The following is a 25,567-nucleotide window of genomic DNA, read 5'->3' as shown; positions in this document are numbered from 1 at the left end:
CACGGCTCGCCACCACCCCCGTTCGGGGGTAGTGAGACCTGTATCACGGATTCCAGGATGGTAGGCAGGGGACGCACGCGAAGGGGGCGCCCGGGCGCACCACCCGCCGCTGCCCGTGACGTCCGTGAGCGAAGGAGGCCAGGTTGACCCCGACCACCGCCACCGGGGAGTTCCGTGCCGCACGGGACTTCCTGCTGCGCCACCGTGCGGATCTCGCCGCCGCCCGGGAAGGCTTCGTCTGGCCCCGCCCCGCCCGCTTCAACTGGGCCCTCGACTGGTTCGACGTGATCGCCGAGGGCAACGACCGCGTCGCCCTGCACATCGCCGCCGAGGACGGCCGGCAGGAGCGGACCACCTTCGCCGAACTGTCGCGCCGCTCCGCGCGGATCGCCAACTGGTTGCGCTCCCGGGGCGTCGCCGCCGGAGACCGCGTCCTGGTGATGCTCGGCAACCAGACCGAACTGTGGGAGACCGCGCTCGCCGCGATGAAGCTGCGCGCCGTCGTCATCCCCGCCACCCCGCTGCTCGGCCCCGCCGACCTCGCGGACCGGGTGCTGCGCGGCCGGGTCCGCCATGTGATCACCCGATCGGCGGACACCGCGAAGTTCGCCGACGTCCCCGGCGCGTTCACCCGGATCGCGGTCGGCGAACCGGTCCCGGGCTGGCTGGCGTACGCGGACGGGAAGGCCGTGCCCGCCCACTTCGAGCCGGACGGGGAGACCCTCGCCGACGACCCGCTGATGCTGTACTTCACCTCCGGTACCACCGCCCGCCCCAAGCTCGTCGAGCACACCCACGTCTCGTACCCCGTGGGCCACCTCTCCACCATGTACTGGATCGGACTGCGCCCCGGCGACGTCCATCTGAACGTCTCCTCGCCCGGGTGGGCCAAGCACGCCTGGTCCAACCTGTTCGCCCCGTGGAACGCCGAGGCGACCGTCTTCGTGCACCACTACGCGCGCTTCGACGCGGCCCGGCTGATGGCCGAGATGGACGCGGCGGGGGTCACCACCTTCTGCGCCCCGCCGACCGTGTGGCGGATGCTCGTCCAGGCCGACCTGAACGCGCTCCGCACCCCGCCGCGCGAAGCGGTGGCCGCCGGGGAGCCGTTGAACCCCGAGGTCATCGAGCGGGTCCGCAGTGCCTGGGGGGTCACCGTCCGCGACGGCTTCGGCCAGACCGAGACCGCCGTCCAGATCGCCAACACCCCGGGCCAACGGGTCGTGCCCGGCTCGATGGGACGCCCGGCCCCCGGCTACCGGATCGTGCTGCTGGACCCGGTCACCGGCGAACCCGGCGCGGAGGAGGGGGAGATCGCCGTCGACCTCGCCGACCGGCCGGTCGGCGTCATGGCGGGCTACCACGGCGATCCCGAGCGCACCGCCGAGGCCATGTCCGGCGGCTACTACCGCACCGGGGACATCGGCCGCCGCGCCGCCGACGGCCGGCTGTCGTTCGTGGGTCGGGGCGACGAGGTCTTCAAGGCGTCGGACTACAAGATCAGTCCCTTCGAGTTGGAGAGCGCGCTCCTGGAGCACGAGGCCGTCGTCGAGGCCGCCGTCGTCCCCGCCCCCGACCCGCTGCGGCTGGCCGTCCCCAAGGCGTACGTGGTGCTCGCCGAGGGGTACGTCCCCGGGCCCGAGACCGCGGCCCTGCTGTTCGCCCACTCGCGGGCGGTGCTCGCCCCGTACAAACGGGTGCGGCGGCTGGAGTTCGCCCCGCTGCCCAAGACGGTCTCCGGCAAGATCCGTCGGGTGGAGCTCCGGGAGGCCACCGCGCACGGGTCCGCCACCGAGTACCGGGAGGAGGACGTCCGGTGACGACGGACGCACCGCCGTCCTACGCGCACGGCACCGACCCCACCCCGTTGCTCGGGGACACCATCGGCGAGAACCTCGACCGCGCGGTGGCCGCCTTCGCGGACCGGGAGGTCCTGGTCGACCTGGTCTCCGGCCGCCGCTGGACCTACGCGCAGTTCGACGCGGACGTGAACCGGCTGGCCCGCGGGCTGCTCCTGGGGGGCGTGCTCAAGGGGGACCGGGTCGGCATCTGGGCGGGCAACTGCCCGGAGTGGCTCTTCGTCCAGTACGCGACGGCCCGGATCGGCGCGGTCATGGTGAACGTCAACCCCGCCTATCGCGCCCACGAGTTGACGTACGTGCTGCGACGGTCCGGGGTGTCCGTGCTGATCGCCGCCACCGGCCACCGGACCGTCGACTACCGGGCGTTGGTCCGGGAGTGCGAGGGCGACTGTCCGCAGCTGCGGACGACGGCGTACATCGGGGAGCGCTCCTGGGAGGAGCTGCTGCTCGCGCCCGACCCCGAACTCGACGAACGACTCCGCCTCCGGGCCAGGGAGTTGAGCTGCGACGACCCGGTCAACATCCAGTACACCTCGGGCACCACCGGCTTCCCCAAGGGGGCCACCCTCTCCCACCACAACATCCTCAACAACGGCTACTGGGTGGGGCGTACCATCGGCTACGACGAACGGGACCGCATCTGCGTGCCGGTGCCGTTCTACCACTGCTTCGGCATGGTGATGGGCAACCTCGCCGCCACCTCGCACGGCGCCTGCGTGGTCATCCCCGCGCCCTCCTTCGACCCGGTGGCCACCCTCCAGGCCGTGGAGCGGGAGCGCTGCACCGCCCTGTACGGGGTGCCGACGATGTTCGTCGCCCAACTGAACCTCGCCGACTTCGCCCTCTACGACCTCTCCTCGCTGCGCACCGGGATCATGGCCGGTTCGCCCTGCCCGGTGGAGGTGATGCACCGGGTGGTCACCGAGATGCACATGGCCGAGGTGGCGATCTGCTACGGGATGACGGAGACCTCCCCGGTGTCCACCCAGACCCGCCGGGACGACGACCTCGAACGGCGCACCGGCACCGTCGGCCGGGTCCTGCCGCACACCGAGGTCAAGATCGTGGACCCGGCGAGCGGGGTGACCCTGCCGCGCGGCGAGCCCGGTGAACTGTGCACCCGCGGCTACGGGGTGATGCTCGGCTACTGGGGCGACCCCGAACGCACCGCGGAGGTCATCGACCGGGGGCGCTGGATGCACACCGGCGACCTGGCGGTGATGCGCCCGGACGGCTACGTGCAGATCGTCGGACGCATCAAGGACATGATCATCCGAGGCGGTGAGAACGTCTACCCGAGGGAGATCGAGGAGTTCCTGCACGGCCATCCCAAGATCGCGGACGTCCAGGTGGTCGGGATCCCGGACGAGCGCTACGGCGAGGAGGTGCTCGCCTGCGTGATCCTGCGCGACCCCGCGGACCCGCTCACCCTGGAGGAGGTGCGCGCGTACTGCCGCGACCGGCTCGCCCACTACAAGGTCCCGAGCCGGCTGCGCCTCCTCGACGCCTTTCCGCTGACGGCCAGCGGAAAGGCGCGCAAGGTCGAACTCCGCGAGCGCTTCGCGGAGTGACGGTCGTCCGGGCCCCGTGTCGGCGCGGGGCCCGGACCTCTCCCCGGGTGCGGCTCAGGCTCCGGTGGAGACCAGTTCCTCGGCCGGTCCGTTGACCGGTCGGGGCACCCCGGTGAGGTCCACCACGAACAGCGGGACCCCCAGCGCGTCGGCGCGTTCGGGGACGCCGTCCTCGTACCCGGAGAGGGCGAAGTACGCACAGCGCCGGGCCTCGGCGAGGGCGGCCAGCCAGAGGCACTCCACGTCCCGCAGGGTGACCACCCGCACGGTCGGTTCGACCACGGCGGACAGGGCGTCGGCGGACAGGTGCACCCCGGACGCGGTCGGGGGCTCGGCCCGCCGGATGTCCCGGCAGCCCAGCCAGCGCAGGTACAGCGCGGTGACCGTCACCGCGTCCCGGGCGGAGCGGATCACGGTGGGCCGGAAGGCGGGGCGGGGAGTGGGCGCGGTCGCCGGCAGGGGGATGTGCGCGGGGTACCGGGGGCGTGCGCGCCGTTCCCGGCCGGTGCCGTCCGCGGGACGGGAGGCCGTCCGGTCCCGGTCGTCCGCGGCCGGGTCGGGTGCGCACGGTGCGGCCAGGGGCACCCGCAGCACGGCCCCGCAGACGCAGCCCAGTTCGGGCCGGGGCCAGGAGTCCGCGCGACCGCAGGAGGGGCAGGGGACGGTGACCCAGTCCGCCGCCCAGGCGCGGTCGGTCACGTTCTCGGGCGTTCCGTCCGCGGCGACCCGGGGGGCGAGCACCTCGCCGCACGGACAGGGGTAGGCGGTCGGGGTGAACCGGTGGTCGCGGCGGCAGATCGGGCACCGCACCGGCACGCTCTCGGTCATGACTTCTCCAGGGCGGGGCTCGATGGTCCGTGGGTGCCGTCGGGCGCACCGGCAGCCGGAGCCGACCCGTGAGCGTTCCCGGGCGGTACCTCGACGGCCCCTCCATCGTGCTCCACTCTCCCCCGCGCGCGCAGCACTTCACCCCATGCCCGTGGTCCTTTGACGCGCCGGTTCACGCCCCCCGTCCGCTCCGCCCCGTCGTGCGTGGGGTTCCTGTGGCCCGCAGGGACTCCCGATGCTCAGCTGACAGGTGGGGACGCTACATCATGCCCATGCCAGGTGAGGTCCATGCCGGCCCGACCGGGTCGGGGCGGCGGCCCGGGAGGGCCCAGGGAGCGGGAGCGGCGAGGGGAAAGGGGAAAGGTGAAAGGGGAAAGGGGAAAGGGGAAAGGGGAAAGGGCGGAGGGGGGACGGACACCGCCGTGTCCGTCCCCCCTCCAGCGGGAACCTGGTCGGGGACCCGCGGTCTACACCGCCGGAGCGGGGAAGGTCGGGTACTCCACGCCGGAGACGTGCTGGACCACCCGGATGACCTGGCACGAGTAGCCGAACTCGTTGTCGTACCAGAGGTAGAGGATCGCGTTGTCGCCGTCGACCTTGGTGGCCCCGGCGTCCACGATCGAGGCGTGACGGGAGCCCACGAAGTCCATCGACACGGCGTCGGGGGCGGTGGTGAAGTCGATCTGACGCTTCAGCGGGGAGTGCAGCGAGACGTCGCGCAGGTGGTCGAGGACCTCCTCGCGGGTGGTCTCGCGGCCCAGCCGGAGGCTGAGGATCGCGATCGAGACGTCCGGCACCGGGACGCGGATCGAACTGCCGGTGATCGGGGCCTTGAGGTCCGGCAGCGCCTTGGCGACCGCGGAGGCGGCACCGGTCTCGGTGATGACCATGTTGAGCGGCGCGGAGCGACCGCGACGGTCGGCCTTGTGGTAGTTGTCCAGCAGGTTCTGGTCGTTGGTGAACGAGTGGACGGTCTCCACGTGGCCGCGCAGTACGCCGAACTCGTCGTCCATGGCCTTGAGCGGCGGGACGATGGCGTTGGTGGTGCAGGAGGCGCAGGAGAGGATCTGCTCGTCCGGCTTGATCGTGTCGTGGTTGACGCCGTGGACGATGTTGGGGACGTCGCCCTTGCCCGGGGCGGTGAGGACCACCTTGTCGATGCCCGGCCGCAGGTGCTGGCCGAGGCCCTCCCGGTCGCGCCACTTTCCGGTGTTGTCGATCAGGACGGCGTTCTTGATGCCGTACTCGGTGTAGTCGATCTCGGAGGGGTCGTTGGCGTAGATCACCCGGATCGCGTTGCCGTTGGCGATGATCGTGCTGTTCGCCTCGTCGACCGTGATGGTGCCGTTGAACTGGCCGTGGATCGAGTCCCGGCGCAGCAGCGAGGCCCGCTTGACGAGGTCGCTCTCGCCTCCCCCGCGCACCACGACCGCACGCAGGCGCAGCCCGTTGCCGGAGCCCGCCTTCTCGATCAGCAGCCGGGCCACCAGGCGGCCGATGCGCCCGAAGCCGTACAGGACGACGTCGCGTCCGGTGCCGCGCTCCAGCTTGTGTTCACCGGTGGCTCCGGCGACGGCCTGCGCGGTGAACTCCTCCACCGACAGGCCGCGGTCGTCGGCCTTGTAGGTGGCGGCGAGCATGCCGATGTCGATCTGGGAGGGCCCCAGGTCGAGGGTGGTGAGCGCCCGCAGGAACGGCGCGGTCTCGGTGACCGAGAGTTCCTCCCCGGCGATCTGCCGGGCGAAGCGGTGGGTCTTGAGGATGCTCACCACCGACTTGTTCACCAGGGAGCGGCTGTGGAGCAGGACGGTGACGTCGCGCTCCCGGTGCATCTTCCCGATGATCGGGATCATCGACTCCGCGATCTCCTCGCGGGTCTTCCAGTTGGTGAAGGAGTCCTCGTTGGCAGTCACGACAGTCACAGATTTATCTTTCGAGCTAGGCGGCGCTCATATGGTAACCACCTCGCACTTTGATCGATCAAGGCTTGTCGATGGGTGAGGTGCCGTGACTCGGGTCACGATCTCAAGGGAGATAGGGTATTTTGGTGGGTTTTGCTACGATTTCCCGCGTCGTTCTTCCCCGGCGAGCCGGGGCGCATCCGGAGCGCGGGCCGCTCAGCGCTCCGCCACCACCCGTTCGTACACCTCGGTCGCCACCGCATGGGTGCTGCCCCGCGGGGCGGTGGCCAGCGGCCCGGGGGAGCGGGTCCACTCCTCCTCGACCGCGTACCAATCGGTCTGGACGGGGGCCCGGCCGGTGCGCAGCGCCTCGGCGAGGTCCGCGAAGTACCGCGACCACCGCTGCCGGTACAGCCCGCCGACCAGACCGGCCCACTCCCGGTTGCCGTAGTCCCGCAGCCCCGCGGCCGCCGCCCGACGGGGTCCCCACACGGTGATCAGCGACAGCGCGTCGTAGGCGAGCCGCTCCCGTTCCGCCGCGTCACCGCCCCAGGAGCGGGCCTCGGCGAGGTGCCGCCCCAGCAGGTGGGCCCCGTCCGTCGCCAGCAGTCGCTCCAACAGGTCCATCAGATCGAGCCAGTGTCCGCTGAGCGCCTCGAACCGCCCGGCGTCCCGGGCCTCGTACGCGGCCCTGACCTCCGGCAGGAGGGTCCGGCTCCGGTTGGCCAGGACCTGGCGCGCCACGTCCAGCAGGTCCCGCCGGTACGCCGAGGAGTTCCGCAGTCCCGGACGGACCTCCAACAGTTCGCCGAGCGCGGGGGCGAACTCCGCGGGGTCGTAGCGCACCGCCTTCGGCGACCAGCGGGCCGCCCGCACCGCGGTGAGCGAGGGACGGGCCCCGAACAAGCCGTCGGCGCCCTCGCTCCAGCCGTCCTCGCGGGTCGTCCCGTACACCGTCCGACGCAACCGGTCCCAGGCCGCCGCCGCCTTCGGGTCCGGCTCCCCGTACCGGGCGTGCGCCCACCGGGCGAACCAGTCGCCGAGGTCCGTCGGACCGTCCGACCAGGCGAGTTCGGAGAAGAGTTCGAAGGCCGCCGGGTTGTTGTCCGCCGCCTCCGGCAACAGGGCGGTGCCGCGCAGCGCACCGCCCGGCCGGGCCAGCCGCTCGGGGAACGCCCGCACCCACTCCCGCGCGTTCGCCCCGAGCACGGTGTGCCCGCCGAAGTTCCAGATCGAGCCGTACGCGTACGGGGTCCCGCCCCAGGCCGCCTCCCGGTCCTGCGCCGCGGCGAGCCGGTCGGCGACCCCGTCGACCACCAGCATGCCCTCCCGGTCGACCGCCTCGACGACCTCCCGCGGCGGGTTCGTCCGCCACCCGAGCGTCACCCACACCGCATCGGGGCGCGCCGCCCGCAGCGCCCGCTGCACCGCCCGGGCCGCCTCCCCGACCGGCACGTCCCCCGCGGTGCCCCCCTCGTGCAACAGGTCGGTCTTGAAGAACGCGGTGCTCCCGAAGACCTCCCGCTGCACCGCGTAGTACGCGGCGGCGACCCGCGCGAACACCCCGGTGCGCGGGTCCAGCCAGTCCGGCCGGTCGAAGCCGTACCACTCGCCTTGGGCGATGGTGCGCGCCCCGGGATTGCGGTCCGCGAACCCCGGGGGCACCATCCCGGACCACCCCGGCAACACCGGCTCCATGCCCAGTTCGCGCAGCCGGTCGCAGATCCGCCGGCCCAGCGCGGCGCGCTCGCCGATCAGCCGGCGGGACGGCGGAGCCGGGAAGCCCGAGAGGTTCTGGAGCAGCCACCACGGCTGGTGGGCCGGCCCCGGGAGCCACGCCCGCACCTCCTCCCCGGTGTACCCGAAGTCCTGGAAGACCCGGTGGTGCACCGCTTCGGCGCCCAGTTGGACGAAGACCCGGTTGTAGCCGTGCAGGGCGAGGACGTCCACCTCCCGCTCCCAGTAGGCCCAGTCCCGGTAGGCGCCGGTGTAGCCGTCGTTGGTGTCGTTGAGCGCGAAGCGGTGCGGCACCCGGGCCGTCCGCACGGTGTCGGCCGGGGGCGCCGGGAGCACCTGGGGCAGGTCGAGCTGCTCGCCCGCCCATCCGAGGTGCGCGTGCGCGGTGTGCTTGAGGTACCAGCGCAGCGCGGTGAGCCGGACGGCCGGCGTGGTGCCGGCGAGGACGATCCGCCCCCGCTCCCCAAAGACCCCGAACGCATCGGCCCCGCCGCTCTCCGCCGCTGCGGGCAGGGCGCGGAAGACGAACTGGTCGGCGTGGCGGGGCAGCAGCCGCCGGGCGGCCCGGGCGGCGGCTCCGTCCCCGTCGGCGGGTGCCGGGGCGCCCACCGAGGGGGACGGGGCGAGGCCGGCGAGGGCGACACCGGTCGTCCCGAGGGCGGTGGCGCGGAGCAGGGCGCGGCGGGGCAGCGGCACGGTGCCTCCCAGGACGGTGTCGGGGTCGGCACCTGTGTAGCGGCTGTGCTCCCGTCGGGCGGGGAACGCACGCCCGTGTCGTCGGGAAGGCAGGGCCCGCACCCGGCGGGTCCGCCCGTTCAGCGGCGGGCGTCGGGGCGTCCGTCAGCCGCGGCGCGGCGAGGCGAGCAGGTGCCGACGGCCGCCGCTGCGCGGCTCGGTGTGCTCGCTCACCTGCCAGCCCGCCCCCTCCAGGGCCGCCGCGCAGGAGCGGAGCCCGGCCGGGTCCGCCGCGTGCACGCCCACCGCCTCCGGCTGGGCGGAGGCCACCACCCGGTAGCCGGGGCCCTCCCCGGTCTCAGGTACACAGCCGGCGGCCTCCAGCGCGAGGGCCGCGGCCGGTACCAGATGTGCCCGCTCCCAGGCACAGGGCCGGTCGGTCGCGCCGTCCGCCCGGGTCATCCGCCGCAGCTCCAGCAGCCCCGTCCAGGCGCTGGCCACCTCACGGGCCCGGCGGGCGCCCCCGCGGTCCGGTGCGTCCCCGCCGATCCGGGCCGCGAACACCGCCGCCGGCGGCGCGGGTGCCGCGGCCGGCGCCGGGGCGGGCTCCTGGGGGAGGGTCCACCGGCGGCCCGCCGGGGTGAGGAACCAGTCGTGCGGGGGCCGGGGGTGTCGGAAGGCGAGCCCCAGCCGACCGAGGGCGGCGAGTCGTGCCGCGGCGCCGCGCAGCCGCCCGGTCACGGGATCGGCGGCGGCGATGAGGCGGCGTTGGGCCGCGGTCGGTGTCCGGTCCACGCCGTGCCCTCCCCTGCTCGCAGCGCCGGTGGCGCCCTGCCCCGTCCCCCGCTCCGGTCAGCCTAGTACCGCGGGTGGCGGCCCGTTCCGTCTGCTGCCCGGCCCCACCCGCCGGGCGGGGGGTCCGTGCCCTCGGCGCCCACGAAGCCGCCTTCGTAGGCCGCGATCACCGCCTGCGTGCGGTCCCTGGCACCGGTCTTGGCCAGCACGGCCGCCACGTGCGACTTGCCCGTCCTCGACGACGCGGACCTCAGGGCCTGACGTTCCATCCGGCGACGACCGGGCGGCCGTGCTCCGTGCTGAGCCGGCACACCGTTCCGGTGGCGAGTTGGAACAGGGCGCCCTGCGAGGCGGGCAGCCCCAGGCGCCGTGCGGCCAGCACTCGGAGGAAGTGGCCGTGGGCCACCAGGACCACGCTGCCCTCGAAGTTGGCGAGCGCGGCATCGGCCCGGGCCAACATCCGGTCCGCCCGTGCGCCCACCTCCTCGGGACTCTCGCCGGGGTGCTCGGGCGGACCGGCGGTCACTCCGTCGTCGAACAGGAACCAGTCGGGGCGGGTGCGGTGGATCTCCACCGTGGTCAGGCCCTCGTAGCCGCCGTAGTCCCATTCACGTAGGTCCGGGTCGACGTGCACCTCGGGCAGTCCGGCCAGTTCGGCGGTCTGCCGGGCCCGTTGCATCGGACTGCTGAGGGTGCACGCGATCCGGTGCGAGGTGAGCAGCGGGGCCAGCGCCCGGGCCTGTGCGCGACCGTTCGCGGTGAGCGGGAGGTCGGTCCAGCTGGTGTGCTGTCCGGACAGCGACCACGCGGTCTCCCCGTGCCGGACCAGAAGAAGATCACCCATGGGCCCTTGATACCACCGGCCGGGCCGGGGGAGCGCACCGGCGAGCGCCGCGGGTCACTGGCGGTACCCCGCGAGGAACCGTCCGATCCGGCTGATCGCGGCGTCCAGGTCGTCCACGTGGGGCAGGGTGAGGATGCGGAAGTGGTCCGGGCGCGGCCAGTTGAAGCCGGTGCCCTGTACGACCTGGATCTTCTCCCGCAGCAGCAGGTCCAGCACGAACTTCTCGTCGTCGTGGATCGGGTACACCTCCGGGTCGAGCCGGGGGAAGGCGTACAGGGCGCCCCGGGGCTTGACGCAGGACACCCCGGGGATCTCGTTGAGCTTCTCCCAGGCGCGGTCGCGCTGCTCCCGCAGCCGTCCGCCGGGCGCCGTCAGCTCGCGGATGGACTGCCGTCCGCCGAGCGCCGCCTGGATGGCGTACTGGGCGGGCGCGTTGGCGCACAGCCGCATGGAGGCCAGCATGGCCAGGCCCTCCAGGTAGCTGCGGGCGTGCTGGCGGGGGCCGCTGACGACCAGCCAGCCGGAGCGGAAGCCCGCCACCCGGTAGGTCTTGGACAGCCCGCTGAAGGTGAGCACGACCAGGTCGGGCGCGAGGGCGGCGGCGGTGTGGTGCACGGCGTCGTCGTAGAGGATCTGGTCGTAGATCTCGTCGGCGAAGACCATCAGGTGGTGGCGGCGGGCGAGGTCGAGGACGCCCTCGACGACCTCCTTCGGGTACACCGCACCGGTCGGGTTGTTCGGGTTGATGAGGACGAGGGCCTTGGTCCGGTCGGTGATCTTGGCCGCCATGTCGGCCAGGTCCGGGTACCACTCGGCCTGTTCGTCGCACAGGTAGTGCACGGCCTTGCCGCCGGCGAGCGTGGTCACGGCGGTCCACAGCGGGAAGTCGGGTGCCGGCACGAGGACTTCGTCGCCGTCCTCCAGCAGGGCCTGCACCGCCATGGACACCAGCTCGGACACCCCGTTGCCGAGGAACACGTCGTCGACGTCGACCTCCAGGCCGAGCGCCTGGTACCGCTGGGCGACCGCGCGCCGGGCCGACAGGACGCCCCGCGAATCGGTGTAGCCGTGGGCCTGCGGAAGCATCCGGATCATGTCCTGGACGATCTCTTCGGGGGCCTCGAAGCCGAACAGCGCCGGGTTGCCGGTGTTCAGGCGCAGCACGCTGTGGCCCGCCTCCTCCAGGGCGTTGGCGTGCTCGATCACCGGGCCCCGGATCTCGTAGCAGACCTCGTTGAGCTTGCTCGACTGCCGGAACTCCATGCGCGGGCCTCCCAGACCGTGGGCGGACGTCGTCCGGTGGGACGGAGCCGGCGGCGCCCTGTGTGGCGTGTTGCTTGGTTTTACCAAGTGTGAGCTTGGAAAGTCCAATGACATGGCTAGACTGCGGCGCATGCCACGTCAGTTGCACGCCGCGTCGGGCCGTCCCCGACGCAGCTACGACCAGTACTGCGCCACCGCCCGGGCCCTGGACGCCGTGGGCGACCGCTGGACCCTGCTGATCGCGAGGGAGTTGCTCGCCGGACCGCGCCGCTACACCGACCTGCACGCCGACCTGCCCGGGGTCAGCACCGACATGCTGGCCTCCCGTCTCAAGGACATGGAACGCGAGGGCATCGCCGAACGCCGACGACTGCCCGCCCCGGCCGCCGCCACCGTCTACGCCCTCACCGACCGCGGGCGCGCCCTGCTCCCCGTCCTCGACGCCCTCGCCGCCTGGGGCGGCCCCGCGCTCACCGACCCCGGGCCCACCGACGCCGTCCGCGCCCACTGGTTCGCCCTGCCGCTGCGCCGTCTGCTCGGCGCGCTGCCCACCGGGGGCGCGACCGGCGTCGTCGACGTCCGGGTGGACGAGGGCGAGTTCCACGTACGGGTCGGGGCACTCCCCGTGGACGACTGCCACGAGCCCTACGGAGACGGGCCCGCGCCGGGGGGTGCCGACACCCGGCTCGCCCTCTCCACGACCGTCTGCGCGGCGCTCGCCCGCGGGGACCTCGCCCTGGCCGAAGCGGTGCGGCGGGGAGAGGTCCGGGTGGACGGCACGGGGGAACTCGCGGTCCTGCTGGGCGATTCGACGGGCCCGTCCGGCCATCGCGCCGGGTGAGGTGCGGGAACCCCCGTGATTTTTCCAGCCATGTTCGGATCATGGCTCTGAGCTGGGATGACCGGGTGTCAGCCGGAAGAAGTCCAGGCAACGGGCCCCGGGGTGGAGGATCTTTCCCCGCATCGCCTCCGCCGCGTCGGTGCCCACGCCCGCCGGTGCCGCGGACCCGCCGCGGGCGGGCCCGGACGTGTCCGTATGACAGCCAACCGAAAACGTCCGTCTACTCCCGGCCGTCACTCCCCGGGTAGGCATGGTCACGGCGGCCCCGAACGTCCGGGGCCGTCTCCACCATGCATCTGGGGGTCTTCTGCCATGCCCGGAATCACTCGCCGCCAGGCCGTCGGGGCCATCACCGGCGTAGCCGCGGGAACCGCACTCGCCGGCGTCGCCACCGCCGTCGCCCACACCACCTCGACCGGCGACCGGAGCGGACCCGCCGGCACCGGTGGCCCCGCGCCCTTCGACGAGGTCTACCGCGGCCGCCGCATCCAGGGCGAACCCGCCGCGGGGCACGCGCGCGCCCACGGCCACGCCGGACACCATCCCGCCTACCGCGTCCTCATCGACGGCCGCGAACTCCAGGTGATGCAGCACGGGAAGAGCGGCTGGAGCAGCGCGATCAACCACTACGAACGGTTCGCCACCCCGCTCGACGCCGCCCGCACCGCGGTCACCTCGCTCAAGGGCGCCCACGTCGTCCCCTTCCACCCCGCCGTCTGAGCCCGGGAGCAACCGCCATGACCGTACGCAAGAACCAGGCGAACCTCACCACCGCCGAGAAGAAGGCGTTCGTCGACGCCGTACTGGAGGTCAAGCGCCTCGGCGTGTACGACGAGTTCGTCGCCGCCCACCGCCTCCGCTTCGCCCTGGACATGAACACCGGGATATACGTCGGCCACTTCGGACCCTCGTTCCTGCCCTGGCACCGCAAGTTCCTCATCGACTTCGAGAACGAACTCCAGAAGGTGGACGCCTCGGTGTCCATCCCCTACTGGGACTGGACCGTCGACAACACCGTGGGCTCCTCGCTCTGGGCCCCCGACTTCCTCGGCGGCACCGGACGCCCCCTGGACGACCAGGTGATGGACGGACCGTTCGCGTACGCCGCCGGCAAGTGGCCGATCACCGTCCAGGTCGACAGCCGCCCCTTCCTCGCCCGCAACCTCGGCTACCGCGTCCCCACCCTCCCCACCGGAGCCGAGGTCGACGCCGCCCTCGCCCTCCCCAGCTACGACTCCGCACCCTGGCGCGACGGTTCGGCGGGCTTCCGCTCCGCCCTCGAAGGCTCCGCCGGCTACCTGAGCATGCACAACCGGGTGCACACCTGGGTCTGGGGCCAGATGGAGTCGAGCGTCTCCCCGAACGACCCCGTGTTCTGGGTCCACCACGCGTTCGTCGACAAGCTCTGGGCCGACTGGCACGCACTCCACCCGAGCAGCGCCGAGTACCTCCCCGCCGGCGGCACGGTCGACGTCATCGACCTCAACGAGACCATGCCGCCCTGGACCAACGCGACCCCCCAGAGCGTGCTGGACCACACGCAGTTCTACACCTACGCCTGAGCGACCGGGTGCGCGGCGGGCGCCGGACGCCCGCCGCGCACCGCCCCGCCCGCCGGACGCGACAACTCCACGGACCGCTCGTGGAGATGCGGTGGAGGGGAGGGTAGGGTGACGCCATCCCGGCTCGTCCCACGACCACGGACGCCGTACCGCGACCGCCGCACCACCGGTCGCAGGAACGGAAGGACACCGGTCGGGCGGGCACGGGAGGGAACAGGCGGTGACTTCCGGGCCGGGCAACCTCGTCTACTTCAGCAGCGGCCTCGTCCTGCTGCTGGCCTGCGCGGTGAAGGTGCCGGCCCTGATCCGACGCCCGGACAACGCCCTGCTGCGGGCCGCCTGCCGGCTGTTGCTCGCGGGCGGCTGCATCATGTTCCTCGCCGCCCCGCAGACCATCGTCGCGCTCAACCGGTGGAGCGGGATCACCAACCTCTCCGCCCCCGTGGTGTACGCGACGCTGACCGCCTACTCCGGGTCGAGCCTCCTACTGATCATCCACTGGAGACCGGCACCCCCCGAGCAGACCCGGCGCCTCGCACGGTGGTGCGTGATCGCCTACGCCCTCGCCGTCGCCGCCGTCTTCCTCCTGTTCTGGGCCGGTGACGCCCCGGTGGAACAGGTCACGCTGTTCGACGCGCACTACGCCAACACCCCGTTCATCCGGGAGATGATCGTCACCTACCTGGTCGCCCACGGAGTGGCGGCGATCGCCAACGTCGTCCTGTGCTGGCGCTGGTCGAAGCAGATCCGCGGCTCGCTGCGGGCGGGACTGCGCCTGCTCGTCGTGGCCTACCTGCTCCACCTCTGCTACGACGGCACCCGACTGGTCGCCGTGGCCGCCCGGTGGACCGGCCGCGACCTGGACTTCCTGGTCGACGAGGTCTCCCCCCGGTTCGTCGCCGCATCCGCGTTCATCGGCGCCATCGGCTTCACCCTGCCGCTCTTCGGACCGCGACTCGCGGCCGCCGCCCGGGCGGTCCACCAACTGCGACAACTCGCCCCCCTGAACCGTGCGCTGCGGAACGTCTCCGCCCCCGGCGCCGTCCGGAGCCTGCTCCCGTGGTGGCGCACCTCGCCCGCAGTGCTCCTGACGAGCCGGAAGACCGCCCTGTACGACGCGGTCCTGGCCCTCGCGCCCTACTGCGACCGCGCCCTGCGCGAGGCCGTCTACCGGGCGGCGCTCCGCTCCGGAGACCGGGAACCCTCCGCGGCGGCCGCCGCGGACGCGGCCATGATCATGGCCGCGCGGGAGCGGCAGCGCGCCGCGCCGGACCGGCTCCCCGACCATCCGCCCCCCGCGGCCTGGCAGGCGCCGGACCTGATCCCGATCTCCCTGGCGCTCGCCTCGCCCCACCTCAAGTCCCTCCACGAGCACCACCGTGCTCCCACGGAAAGCAGCGCATCGTGAGCGGACGTCCGCGCCGAAGAACCACCCGAGCCGTCGTCATCGGAGGCAGCATCGCGGGCACCCTGGCCGCGGCGGCGGTCAGGGACCACGTCGACACCGTGGAGATCGTCGAGGCCCACGACCTGCCGCACGGCCCCGAGCCGCGCCTCGGAGTGCCCCAGGCCGCACACGTGCACCTGCTCCAGACCGGTGGCGCCGAAGCGATCGAGGACCTCCTGCCCGGCACCCTCGACCGGCTGGCGGCCGCCGGGGCCCACCGCATGCCGATGACCACCAACATGGTCATCCACTCGCCCGAAGGCTGGTACCGCCGCTGGCGACGGGCCACCCACTACCTCATGGCCGCCAGCCGGGACCTGACCGACCACGTGGTCCGGGCCCGCGTCCTGCAGGACCCCGGGGTGACCGTCCGCACCCGCACCCGGGTGGTCGGACTGCTCGGCGACCGCCGACGGGTGACCGGCGTGCGCCTGCGCACCGCCGCCGGCGAGTCCGACCTGCCGGCCGACCTCGTCGTCGACGCGGCCGGCCGCACCTCCCGCACCCCGCAGTGGCTGCGGCACCTGGGCATCACCGGCCTCCGGGAGGACCGCATCGAGTCCGGGCTCGTCTACGCCAGCCGCATCTACCGGGCCCCCGTCCCCACCGCGGGCTGGCCCATGGTGGCCGTGCACGCCGACCCGCGACGGCCCGGGCCGGGGAACTCCGGCGGCATCCTGCCCATCGAGGGCGACCGTTGGCACGTGAGCCTGATGGGCGCCCCCGGCGGTCACCCCACCCGCGACCCCGAGGCCTTCGAACCCTTCGCCCGCACCCTGCGCCACCCCGTGCTGGCCGATCTGATCGCCCGCGCCGAGCCGCTCACCGGCGTCACCCTGACCCGGACCACCGCCAACCGGCGCCACTACTACGAACGCCTCCCCGACCTGCCCGAAGGACTGGTGGTGCTGGGCGACGCCCTCGCGGCGTTCAACCCGGTCTACGGCCACGGGGTCTCGGCCGCCGCCCGCGGAGCCCTCGCCCTGCGCGACCAACTCGCCGCCGGACCGGCCGAGGACCTGACCCGCCGTGCCCAACGCGCCGTCGCCCGCCCGGTCGACGCGGCCTGGGCCCTCGCCACCGGCCAGGACATCCACTTCCCCACCACCACCGGCCGGACCCCCACCCCCGCCGACCGCCTGCTGCACCGGTACGTCAGCCGCCTGTCCCGCACCGCCGTCGGATCGTTCGCCGCGGCCACCGCCCTGACCGACGTCCTCACCCTCCAGGAGCCACCGACATCCCTGGCCAAGCCGGGTGCCCTGGTCAGGGCCCTGGTCGGCCCGCTGCGCCGCCCGCTGGACGGCCCCCCGTTCACCGCCGCCGAGCGCCGCCTGCTGGAGGGTCTGCCCGTACGCACGCGGTGAGCGCGCGGGCGGTCGTCAGGCCCCGGTCACCCGGTTCACCAGTTCGCCGATGCCCTCGACGCTGACCCGGACCTCGTCACCGTCCCGCAGGAACACCGGGGGCTTGCGGCCCATGCCCACTCCGGCGGGCGTGCCGGTGCTCAGCACGTCGCCGGGTGCGAAGCTGAAGTACCGCGACAACTGCTCGACGAGTTCGGCGACGCCGGTCAACAGGTCCGAGGTGTGCCCGTCCTGCATGAGCCGCCCGTTGAGCGTCGTCCTGATCCACAGGTCCTCCGGGTCGGCGATCTCGTCCGCGGTCACCACGGCGGGTCCCATCGGACAGAAGGTCGGGAACTGCTTGCCCAGCAACATGTCGCTCCAGGTCACCCGCCCCTCTTCCGGGGTCAGGGCACTGTTGATCGCGGGGAAGCCGTCACGGGCCGACACGTCGTTGATGATGGTGTAGCCGCCGATGTGGTCCAGGGCGTCCGCGGCCTTCACGCCGTGACAGGTACGGCCGAACACCACGCAGAACTCGCCCTCGAAATCGACCATGTCCGGGGCCGCGGCGGGGATGCGGATCGGCGCCCCGGGCCCGGTCACCGCGTGCGGCGACTTGACGAACCAGGCCGCCTTCTTGGGCGGCTTCCCGCCCATCTCCCGTACGTGACTGGCGTAGTTGACACCGGCGGCGACGATCAGCACGCGTTCGCCGAGCGGGGCCAGCAGGGTGACGGGCCCGGGGAGCAGCCACCCCCGGTCCCGGGCGATCCCGGGGTCGGCGGTGACCTCCGCCAGCACGCCGCGCACCGAGTCCTGGTAGTCCTGCCCGCGCCGGAAGACGTCCGCGACGGAGGAGGGCACCGGGACGCGGTGGGCGTCCAGGACCCGGGACAGGTCGACCACGCCCAGGTCGGGGAGGTCGACGCCGGGGGCCGGCCGACCGGACGGGTCCGCAAAACTGACGAGACGCACGAGGTTCCTCCAAGCTGTGTCGGGGCCCGCGGTGCGCCGTGGTGCGACGACCGGGCCCCGGCGATAGGGATGGGGCGCCGGCCCCGCCGGGGAGCGGTCGGGGCCGGCCGGGTGACGCGGCGCGCCGGGCCTGCGGCTCTACGTGAAGCTCTCCGGCGGGAAGGTGCCCCACTCGTCCGCCGATCGCGGGTCGGTGACCGACCAGTGCATCGGCGAGTAGTTCTCGTCGTCGAGGATCGTCATCTCCTCCGAGGAGAACTCCATGATGTGCCCCACGTGGTCGCGGAAGTAGATCGCCATGTTGTGGCCCGGGCCGTGGCGCACCGGTCCCCAGAGGACCTCGACGCCGCTGCGGGTCATCGACTCGAAGGTCTCCAGCACGGCGGCACCGTCCTTGACGGTGAACTGCACGTGGTGCAGGCCGTTCACATCGGCCCGGGCCAGCGCCATGCAGTGGTAGAGCTTGCTGCCGCGGAAGAAGGCCATCAGGGCGGAGGAGTCGGGCAGTTGGATCTGGGAGCTCTCCATCAGACCCAGCTTGGTCTTCACGTACTCGATCTCGCCCTCCATGTCGACCGTGCGCAACACGACGTGGTCCGAGGCGATCGGGGCGGGCGCCGCCTCGGGCCGTCGGGTCGACGCCGCGACGGGCACCTCCGGGGCGTGGCCGACCCTGAGTTCGATCGGGTGGCCGGCCGGGGTCCGGAAGCTCAGGGTCGGTCCGGGACGGAACCGCGAAGTCCCCTCGTTGCGGACGACGTCGACCTCGGCCCGGGCGAGCGCCGACGCGGCCTCCTCGAACGCCGCGTCGTCGGGGACGATGTAGGAGATGGTCTCCAGCCCGCTGACGCCCGGCGAGTAGACGAGCGAGTAGGCGTCCGGCCCGTGCCCCGCGAGGTAGTGGCGGCCCTCGTCGTCGTTGCCGGCGTGCAGGAAGCCCAGGTGACTGACGGCGTACTCGGCGGAGGCCGCCGGGTCGGGGCTGAAGAGCGAGACGTGGCCGGTGCGGAAGATGCCCAGCCCCTTCGGCTTGGTGACGGGCGCGAGCGGGCGCGGTATCTGCATCGCTTCGGCTCCGGTGTCGACGGACATCGTGCTGCTCCGATCAGTGGATGGTTCGATGATGGGTGCGGGTGGTGTGCGTGGTGCCGGCCGGGTCGAGCACGGTCGGCCGCGGGCCGTTCAACAGACCACGGCGCCGGGGCGGTCGTTGCGGACGGACCCGGCAGCCCGGGATTCCAGGACCGAGACCAGGACGGCGATGTCCTCCTCGCCCCGGCCGCTCGCACAGGCTTCCTCGCAGATGCCCAGGACCTCGCTGAGGAGCGGCATCTCCGCTCCCGCTTCGGCCGCCGTCGCCATGATCGCTTCCACCACCTCGACGGCTCCGGAAACGGTGCCCTTCACGGGACGGGTATGGCCTTCGGCCATCATGGGTGCGCGTACGTTGAACATCGTCGACGCGGCGGCGGACGGCCTGATGGTGTCGATCACCAACTTGGTGTCCAGGCCCACCGCCTTGGCCAGCGCGATCGCCTCGGCGGCGGCCGTGATGTGGACGAAGGTCAGGGTGTTGGCGACGAACTTCATCTTCGAGCCCGAGCCGAAATCCCCGGTGTAGATGACCCGGCCCAGGGCTTCGAGTGCCGGGCGGACCCGCTCGAACGAGTCCTGGGCCCCGCTGGCGAAGACGGTCCCCTTGCGCTCGGCGACCATCGGCGGGGTGCCGCTGACCGGGGCGTCGAGCATGGTGATGCCGTGGGCCCGCAGGACGTCGCGGGCCGCCTCCTTGCGGCTGAGCGCCATCGCGCCGATGTCGACCACGAGCAGGTCGGAGCGGCCGGCCGCGAGGATGCCCTGCTCACCGCCGATCACCTCGTCGAGGGCGTCCGCCGAGGTGACGCACGTGAAGATGACGTCGGCGCGCTCGGCCACCTCCTTGGCCGAGGCGGCGGCCCTGCCGCCGACGGCTTCGAAGTCCGCCAACGAGCTGCGTCGGTATCCCCACACGGTGTAGCCGTCGGCGATGAGGTTCGCCGCGAACGGCAGGCCGATCTTGCCGGGTGCGATCAGACCGACGGTGAGGTCGGAGCCTTGTGCCGTCACCGGGTGCCTCCTTGGTACGTGCGCCGTTCGCGCAGATGGGTGGATGTGCGGTCAACGCAGCAGATAGGTGCGGTCCGAGAGGTCGATGGCGAGGTCGATGCGGCCCTGGTGCACCTGCCACTCCTCGACCCGGAACGTCCGTGCGCCGCTGCGGTGGAACGGGTCGCCCGCGGCGAGGTCCGCGGCCTCCTCGGCGCTCGCGGCGCGGACGATCAGCATGCCGCTGGGGCCGGGGTCGCCCGATGCGTCGAGGAACGGCCCGGACATGAACAGCACGCCCCGCTTCTCCAGCCCGGCGAGGTACTCCAGGTGCGCCGGGACCTGCGCGGGCAGCTCCTCCGGCCGGGCGCCGGCCTCGGAGAAGATCACGAAGAAGTGCTTCTTCAACGGCTCCACGGCGGGGCCGGAGGTCGTCGCGGTCATCTCCGCCGCCCCTTCTCCGCGGCGAGTTCCATGATGCGCGGATTGCCGTCGTTCCACAGCAGCACCATCGTCACCGAGGTGATCAGCCAGCCGGACCCGGCACGGACCAGGCCGAATGCGTAGGTTCCGTTGGTCGACGTGCCGGGGCTGCCCGCGGGGTTGGCGAGCCGCATCTCGACCCGGGCGTGCACGGTGCAGGTGGCCCGGTCGCCGTCGACGCCTATCCGGGGCAGCGACAGGAAGTGCTGCGAGGCGTCGGTGTGCACGAGGGTGGCGTTCCACCGGGCTGCCAGCTCTCCGGGGCCGAGCACGGCGGCGGGACGCCCGTTCACCGACTCGTAGTCCCAGGTGACCTCTTCGGCCAGACACCGGACGGCGCCCTCGATGTCGCGGCCGTCCAGTGCGAGGACGAAGGCGGCGACCGTGTCCTCGACGCGGGCGCGGTCCTGCGCGTAGTCGGCCGCCGGTGCGGGGCCCGTCACCCGGTCCTCCCGGGCCTCGCCGCCGTTCACGCCTGGCGCGGGCATGCCCGCTCCTGGTAGAAGCCGAGTGCCTTCAGCACCGGGATGTCCGTGTGCGAGAACAGGATCGCCGGCTCGTTCTCGGTGTTGATGTGCTCGTGCACCGACCAACCCGGCACCGTGAAGGTGTCGTGCTCGGACCAGTCGAGCACGGTGCCGTCCACCACGGTCTGACCGCGACCGCGCACCACGTGGTAGATCGCGCTGCTGGTGTGCTGGTGCGCCTGGGTGTGCATCCGGGCCGGCAGCGCCTGGATGTACGCACCCATGGTCGGCATGATGGGTCCACCGCTGTTCGGGTTGGTGAACTCGAAGATGACGCCGTCGGTCGGCGAGCCGCTCCATTCGTCGAGTGCGGTCTTCAGCAGCTGCTCGGTCTGGCTCCACGGGTAGTTGATGACGGGCGAGTACGGCTTGTCCCACGTCTGCCAGGCCGGGTTGAGCCGGCTGGTGGCGTAGAGCCGTTCGGTCGAGTTCGCCGGGCGCAGCTCGTCCTGGGCGCGCTCCGGTCCGTTGACGAAGAAGTTCGCCTCCAGCTTCTTGATCAGCGGTAGGTCGAGCCCGTCCATCCACACCATCGGCTCGTCGCTGAAGTTGCCGTGGTCGTGCCAGGCCCAGGAGGGGGTCAGCACGATGTCGCCGGGCCGCATGTGGGCGCGCTCCCCGTCCACCGCGGTGTACGCCCCCGATCCCTCGATGACGAAGCGGAACGCCGCCGCCGCGTGCTTGTGCATCGGGGCGATCTCACCCGGCAGGACCAGTTGGATGCCGGCGTAGAGGTTGTTGGCGGTCTCCACCTCGGGCGCCAGACCGGGGTTGATCAGCATCAGGACGCGCCGTTCCGCTTCCTCGGCGCTGATCAGCCGTCCCGCGGTCATCAGTTGGGCGCGGACCTCCTGGTACCGCCAGACGTGCGGCACCGCACGGCTCTTGGGCTCGGCGGGCAGCAGCCGCGGGTCGGTGTTGCGCCACAGCGGCTCGACGTTGAACGAGTCGAGACCGGCGTAGTACTGCTCGGCGTCGATCGCGGCCGCGGGGCCGGGCGCGATGCCGTCGATGCTGGTTCGGGGCATGTGTTCTCCAGGGGCTCGTGCTGTTCGGGCGTCGACGGCGGGGTGGTTCACCAACCGCGCTTCACCACGGGCAGGGTCAGCTCGCCCAGCCCGTCGATCTCGGCGCGCACCACGTCGCCCACCTCGATGGGGCCGACGCCTTCCGGGGTGCCGGTCGCGTAGACGTCGCCGGGCCGCAGCGTCACGACACGGCTCGCCTGCTCGATCAGCTCGCCGATGCCGACGATGAGGTCGCGGGTGTTGGCCTGCTGGCGAAGCTCGCCGTTGACCCACAGCTTCAGGTCGAGGGCGTTCGGGTCGGGCACCTCGTCGGCGGTGACGAGGAACGGGCCGATCGGGGTGAAGGTCTCGAACGACTTGCGCATGGTGCGCTCCTCCTGCTGCTCGCCCTCGGTGCGCAGGGTCAGGTCGAGCAGGACGAGGTAGCCGAAGATGTGGTCCGCGGCCCGCTCCGCGGGGACCCCGCGGGCGGGCTTGCCGATGACGATCCCCAGTTCCACCTCGTGGTGGAAGGCGCGGTCCGGCATCGGGGGCAGTTCGATGGGGTCGGCGGGACCCGAGATCGATCCGGAGCTCTTGACGAAGAAGCCTGCCCGGCTCGGTGACTGGAGCGCCTGCTGATTGGTCGGCCGGTACCGGGAGTCGGTCATCTCGGCGACGTGCGCGTGGTAGTTGGCGGGTGCCGCGAGCACCTGCCCGGGACGCGGGACGGGCGGCAGCAGGTGCACGTCGGCCAGTGGGCGCTCCTCGGCAGCGGCCAGCGTCGCCCGGAGCGGCGCTTCGAGCTCGTCGAAGTGCTCGATGAGTTCGTTGATCACGTATGGAGTGCCGTGCCACCGGCTGTCGACGACGTCGGTGACGTCACGCACCGACGTTCCGTCGACGATGCCGATGCGGTACTGGTCGAAGAGTGCGATACGCATGGGGAGGGAGTTCCTTCGTGGGTGGAAGCGGGGAGGGGGGCGGTGACCGTCCGGGCGCCCGTGGTTGACGTCGTGGGCGCGCGGCGGACGGTCAGTGATCGCCCTCGGGAGCCCGGGGCGGTTCCGGGGCCCAGCCGGGTTCGACACCGGCCGCTTCGAGCAGTGCGGCGGCGGCCCCGGTCGCCCGGCGGCTGAGGGCGGCCACGTCCACGCCGAGGAGTTCGCCGTCGCGTTTGACGGCCTTGCCGGCGACGAAGACGGTGTCGACGGTCTGCCGGCTCGCGTGGTGCACGATCGAGGCCACCGGGTCGAGGACCGGGGTCATGGAGAGGTGGTCGGTGCGGATCATGACGATGTCGGCCTGCTTGCCGGGGGTCAGGCTTCCGGTGACGCTCTCCATGCCGAGGGCGCGGGCGCCCTCGATGGTCGCGAACTCCAGCACGTCACGGACGGAGACGTCCAGCTGCCACGGGTTGACCGACTCGTCCAGCGAGCGCTGGTTGGCCAGCCCGCGCGGTACCGCGAGTGCGAAGCGCATCGCCGTGAACGGGTCGCCGCCGACGGCCATGCAGGTGTCGATGCCGATGTTGGGTCTGATGCCCGCCCTGAGCAGTTGGGTGATCGGCGGCCATCCGTGTCCCATCGCGGACTCGTCCTCGGGGGTGACCGAGGCGGACACCCCCGCGTCCGCCATCAGCCGGAACTCCTCCTCGGTGAGGAGGTTGCAGTGCCCGAAGATCAGGTCGTCACCGAGTAGCCCCTCCTTGTGCAGCCGGGTCACGTTGGGGCGGCCCTCCGGGTCGAGGACCCCCATGCCGATGTGGGTGTTGATCCGCAGCCCGAGCTCGCGGGCGAGGGCGAAGTCGGCCCGTACCACGTCCATGGTCGAGCTGTCCGGGCCGCGGACGGCGAAGCCCATGGTGACCAGGCCCGAGTCTGCGGAGAAGTACCGGCTGCGCACCCGTCGGATCTCGGCCTCGTTGCTGGGGCTGGTACTGGTGAACGGCGGTGAGAGGATCTCCAGTTGCTCGGCCATCGAACCGCCGTAGCCGAAGACCGCGCGGATGCCGCTGTCCTTCAGGGCGCGCACCGACTCGTCGGTGTGCTCGGGCGAGGACTGGTTGTGCGAGTAGTCGTAGACGGCCGTGACCCCGGAGTCGAGGGCGTCGTAGGCCCCGAGCGTGGTGCCCAGGGACATGTGCTCCGCCGTCATGTGGGGACCGAGCATCCCGAACATCGTCGTGAAGTACTGGAACAGCGACCAGTCGGCGCCGATACCGCGCAGCAGCGCCTGGTAGAGGTGCCGGTGGGAGTCGATGAAGCCGGGGATCACGAGGTGCCGCGAGGCGTCGATGACCTCGACGTCGCCCTCCGCGACCTCCAGACGGGGGCCGACGGCGGCGATCCGACCGTCCTCGACGAGCACGTCACCGACCAGGTCGCCCACGGCCGGGTCCATCGACACGATCCGCCCGCCGCGCAACAGCGTGCGCGCCGCCGTCATGTCGTGACCGCCTTGTACCGATTCAGAGCAGAGTTCATCCCAGGACCCCTTCTACGGGCGGTGGGCCAGTCTGATAATGTTCTGCATAACAGAACAGGTAACCGTTACTCAGAACAATATGTTCGTGCCGTTGTGAAGCTGTCAAGGGTTCGGACCGCTGTACGGCACCGCGCAACTCACTCAACTCGCGTGACGCGCCCTAGACTCGGCGCCGCCCCTCTGGACGCCGGACGCGAGGAGGGGATCAGATGACCGAGCCAGCCAAGGAGACGGACACCTTGACCCCGAACTATCCGATCGGCTCAGTCGACAGGGCGCTGCGGCTGCTGTGCCTGCTCGCCGAGGAGCGGGCGATCCGGGTCGCCGACGCCGGCCGCAGGATCGGGGTCGCCCGCTCGACGGCGCACCGACTGCTGGAGATGCTGCAACTGCACGGCTTCGCCCAGCAGGACCCGCTGACCCGTGCGTACGTGCCCGGCCCGAGGTTGCTGGAGATCGGGGCGGGCGCACTGCAGAACCTCGACATCCGGGCGATCGCCAGGCCCGTGCTGGAGGACCTGGTGGAGGAGGTCCAGGAGTCGGCGCACCTGGTGATCCTCTCGGGTGCGGACATGCTCATCATCGATGCCGTGGAGAGCCCGCGGGCACTGCGGGTGAGTTCGCGCGTCGGGGTCCGGACGCCGGGGTACGCGGCAGCCGGTGGACGAGCGGTCCTGGCGGAACTGCCCGAGGAGCGCGTATTGTCGCTCCTCCCGTCCGAGGAACTGGACGCGGTCACCCCCGACACCGTCACCAGCCGGGCCACACTCATCCGGCTGCTGGCCGAGGTGCGCGAGCGCGGCTTCGCCGTCTGCGTCGGGGAGGTGGAACCCGATGTGGCGACCGTGGGCGCGATGATCCCCAACGGCGACCGCGTCACTCCCGCGGCGATCACGGTCTCGGTACCCCGATTCCGGTTCTCCGAGGGTGATCTCGCACGGCTGGGTCACGCCGCGGTGGCGGCGGCGCGACGCTGCGCGGCCAAGGGCTGAGCCGACGGCGCGGGCGCGTTCCGCCGGGCGTCGCGCACCCGGAACGGCACCTGCCGCGGCGACGCCACCCCCGTACCGCCCACCCTGCCGGGCCGTCGCGGGTGCCCACCCGTGGCCGAGGACGGTGACGGGTGTCGAGGGGTGATCGAGGCCCGCTCCGTCGCCGGGTTCGGTCGGCCAAGTAGCCGGCTGACACGTGTGATTGAGCCAACTGTCCCGAAGGGCGCCGGCGCCTTGTCGAGTCGCCGGGCGGGGTGTCTACTCGCTGAACATAAGCAGGCAATCCAACGCAAGGTGTACGTAGGTACGGAGGTGGTTGGGCATGATCGTGAATGC

The 25,567-nt window shown here is 72.3% G+C and carries 22 protein-coding genes and 1 pseudogene; 8 read left to right on the top strand and 15 right to left on the bottom strand.

Annotated features, from left to right (window positions below; genetic code table 11):
* Positions 1–143 precede the first annotated feature (143 nt).
* Both ABT092_RS03610 and ABT092_RS03605 read left to right on the top strand, forming a co-directional pair.
* Positions 144–1,820 (top strand): AMP-binding protein, encoded by a 1,677-nt coding sequence (locus ABT092_RS03610; RefSeq protein ID WP_351239337.1) that lies wholly within the window; start codon positions 144–146, stop codon positions 1,818–1,820.
* The gene (locus tag ABT092_RS03605; RefSeq protein WP_351239335.1) at positions 1,817–3,433 is read left to right on the top strand and encodes an AMP-binding protein; all 1,617 of its coding nucleotides are present in this window, start codon (positions 1,817–1,819) and stop codon (positions 3,431–3,433) included. The genes ABT092_RS03610 and ABT092_RS03605 overlap by 4 nt, the downstream gene beginning before the upstream one ends.
* Before the next feature lie 54 nt (positions 3,434–3,487).
* On the opposite strand, the gene ABT092_RS03600 is transcribed toward ABT092_RS03605, so the two are convergent.
* The 7 genes and pseudogenes from ABT092_RS03600 to ABT092_RS03570 all read right to left on the bottom strand — a co-directional run bounded on the left by ABT092_RS03600 (position 3,488) and on the right by ABT092_RS03570 (position 11,476).
* A complete protein-coding gene (locus tag ABT092_RS03600) occupies positions 3,488–4,261 on the bottom strand; it encodes a hypothetical protein (protein ID WP_351239333.1) in 774 nt (257 codons plus the stop codon).
* 467 nt (positions 4,262–4,728) lie between these two features.
* On the bottom strand, positions 4,729–6,174 hold the full coding sequence (locus tag ABT092_RS03595) for a glyceraldehyde-3-phosphate dehydrogenase (protein WP_351239637.1): 1,446 nt from the start codon (positions 6,172–6,174) through the stop codon (positions 4,729–4,731).
* A 204-nt stretch (positions 6,175–6,378) separates the two neighbouring features.
* Positions 6,379–8,595, bottom strand: coding sequence for an alpha-N-acetylglucosaminidase (locus ABT092_RS03590; RefSeq protein ID WP_351239331.1), 2,217 nt, complete (start codon positions 8,593–8,595; stop codon positions 6,379–6,381).
* Positions 8,596–8,739: 144 nt separating this feature from the next.
* Entirely contained in the window at positions 8,740–9,369 is a 630-nt protein-coding gene (locus tag ABT092_RS03585) for a hypothetical protein (RefSeq protein WP_351239329.1), read from the bottom strand.
* Between the two features lie 140 nt (positions 9,370–9,509).
* Positions 9,510–9,602 (bottom strand): annotated as a pseudogene (locus ABT092_RS30995) (DNA-binding response regulator); the annotation flags it as partial.
* 17 nt (positions 9,603–9,619) lie between these two features.
* Entirely contained in the window at positions 9,620–10,213 is a 594-nt protein-coding gene (locus tag ABT092_RS03575; protein WP_351239327.1) for a histidine phosphatase family protein, read from the bottom strand.
* A 54-nt stretch (positions 10,214–10,267) separates the two neighbouring features.
* The gene (locus tag ABT092_RS03570; RefSeq protein ID WP_351239325.1) at positions 10,268–11,476 is read right to left on the bottom strand and encodes a pyridoxal phosphate-dependent aminotransferase; all 1,209 of its coding nucleotides are present in this window, start codon (positions 11,474–11,476) and stop codon (positions 10,268–10,270) included.
* A gap of 130 nt (positions 11,477–11,606) precedes the next feature.
* Between ABT092_RS03570 and ABT092_RS03565 the strand changes: the two genes are divergently transcribed.
* From ABT092_RS03565 to ABT092_RS03545, 5 genes are all read left to right on the top strand, one after another.
* On the top strand, positions 11,607–12,317 hold the full coding sequence (locus ABT092_RS03565; protein WP_351239323.1) for a winged helix-turn-helix transcriptional regulator: 711 nt from the start codon (positions 11,607–11,609) through the stop codon (positions 12,315–12,317).
* Between the two features lie 312 nt (positions 12,318–12,629).
* Complete coding sequence (gene melC1, locus ABT092_RS03560; protein ID WP_351239321.1) at positions 12,630–13,037, top strand: apotyrosinase chaperone MelC1; 408 nt, start codon at positions 12,630–12,632, stop codon at positions 13,035–13,037.
* Positions 13,038–13,054: 17 nt separating this feature from the next.
* Entirely contained in the window at positions 13,055–13,879 is an 825-nt protein-coding gene (locus tag ABT092_RS03555; RefSeq protein WP_351239319.1) for a tyrosinase family protein, read from the top strand.
* Between the two features lie 220 nt (positions 13,880–14,099).
* A complete protein-coding gene (locus ABT092_RS03550) occupies positions 14,100–15,287 on the top strand; it encodes an MAB_1171c family putative transporter (RefSeq protein WP_351239317.1) in 1,188 nt (395 codons plus the stop codon).
* Positions 15,284–16,693 carry an FAD-dependent monooxygenase gene (locus tag ABT092_RS03545; protein ID WP_351239314.1) on the top strand — a complete coding sequence of 470 codons (1,410 nt, stop codon included), beginning with the start codon at positions 15,284–15,286 and terminating at the stop codon, positions 16,691–16,693. Before ABT092_RS03550 ends, ABT092_RS03545 begins: the two co-directional genes overlap by 4 nt.
* 15 nt (positions 16,694–16,708) lie before the next feature.
* On the opposite strand, the gene ABT092_RS03540 is transcribed toward ABT092_RS03545, so the two are convergent.
* From ABT092_RS03540 to ABT092_RS03505, 8 genes are all read right to left on the bottom strand, one after another.
* A complete protein-coding gene (locus tag ABT092_RS03540; RefSeq protein ID WP_351239312.1) occupies positions 16,709–17,650 on the bottom strand; it encodes a fumarylacetoacetate hydrolase family protein in 942 nt (313 codons plus the stop codon).
* A gap of 138 nt (positions 17,651–17,788) precedes the next feature.
* A complete protein-coding gene (locus ABT092_RS03535) occupies positions 17,789–18,742 on the bottom strand; it encodes a VOC family protein (RefSeq protein WP_351239310.1) in 954 nt (317 codons plus the stop codon).
* A gap of 90 nt (positions 18,743–18,832) precedes the next feature.
* The gene (locus ABT092_RS03530) at positions 18,833–19,756 is read right to left on the bottom strand and encodes an NAD(P)-dependent oxidoreductase (protein WP_351239308.1); all 924 of its coding nucleotides are present in this window, start codon (positions 19,754–19,756) and stop codon (positions 18,833–18,835) included.
* A gap of 51 nt (positions 19,757–19,807) precedes the next feature.
* On the bottom strand, positions 19,808–20,179 hold the full coding sequence (locus ABT092_RS03525; protein WP_351239306.1) for a YciI family protein: 372 nt from the start codon (positions 20,177–20,179) through the stop codon (positions 19,808–19,810).
* Positions 20,176–20,706 carry a nuclear transport factor 2 family protein gene (locus tag ABT092_RS03520; RefSeq protein ID WP_351239304.1) on the bottom strand — a complete coding sequence of 177 codons (531 nt, stop codon included), beginning with the start codon at positions 20,704–20,706 and terminating at the stop codon, positions 20,176–20,178. Before ABT092_RS03520 ends, ABT092_RS03525 begins: the two co-directional genes overlap by 4 nt.
* A complete protein-coding gene (locus tag ABT092_RS03515) occupies positions 20,688–21,773 on the bottom strand; it encodes a cupin domain-containing protein (RefSeq protein ID WP_351239302.1) in 1,086 nt (361 codons plus the stop codon). Before ABT092_RS03515 ends, ABT092_RS03520 begins: the two co-directional genes overlap by 19 nt.
* A 47-nt stretch (positions 21,774–21,820) precedes the next feature.
* Complete coding sequence (locus ABT092_RS03510) at positions 21,821–22,696, bottom strand: fumarylacetoacetate hydrolase family protein (RefSeq protein ID WP_351239300.1); 876 nt, start codon at positions 22,694–22,696, stop codon at positions 21,821–21,823.
* Between the two features lie 91 nt (positions 22,697–22,787).
* Complete coding sequence (locus ABT092_RS03505; protein ID WP_351239298.1) at positions 22,788–24,200, bottom strand: amidohydrolase family protein; 1,413 nt, start codon at positions 24,198–24,200, stop codon at positions 22,788–22,790.
* A 248-nt stretch (positions 24,201–24,448) separates the two neighbouring features.
* Here ABT092_RS03505 and ABT092_RS03500 point away from each other — a divergent pair, with 248 nt between their 5' ends.
* Positions 24,449–25,231 carry an IclR family transcriptional regulator gene (locus ABT092_RS03500; protein ID WP_351239296.1) on the top strand — a complete coding sequence of 261 codons (783 nt, stop codon included), beginning with the start codon at positions 24,449–24,451 and terminating at the stop codon, positions 25,229–25,231.
* Positions 25,232–25,567: the final 336 nt, after the last annotated feature.

Source organism: Streptomyces sp. NPDC002490 (genome assembly GCF_040296045.1).
Lineage (GTDB): Bacteria > Actinomycetota > Actinomycetes > Streptomycetales > Streptomycetaceae > Streptomyces.
The sequence above is the reverse complement of the archived record's forward strand: the minus strand, read 5'-3'. Positions and strand labels throughout refer to the sequence as shown.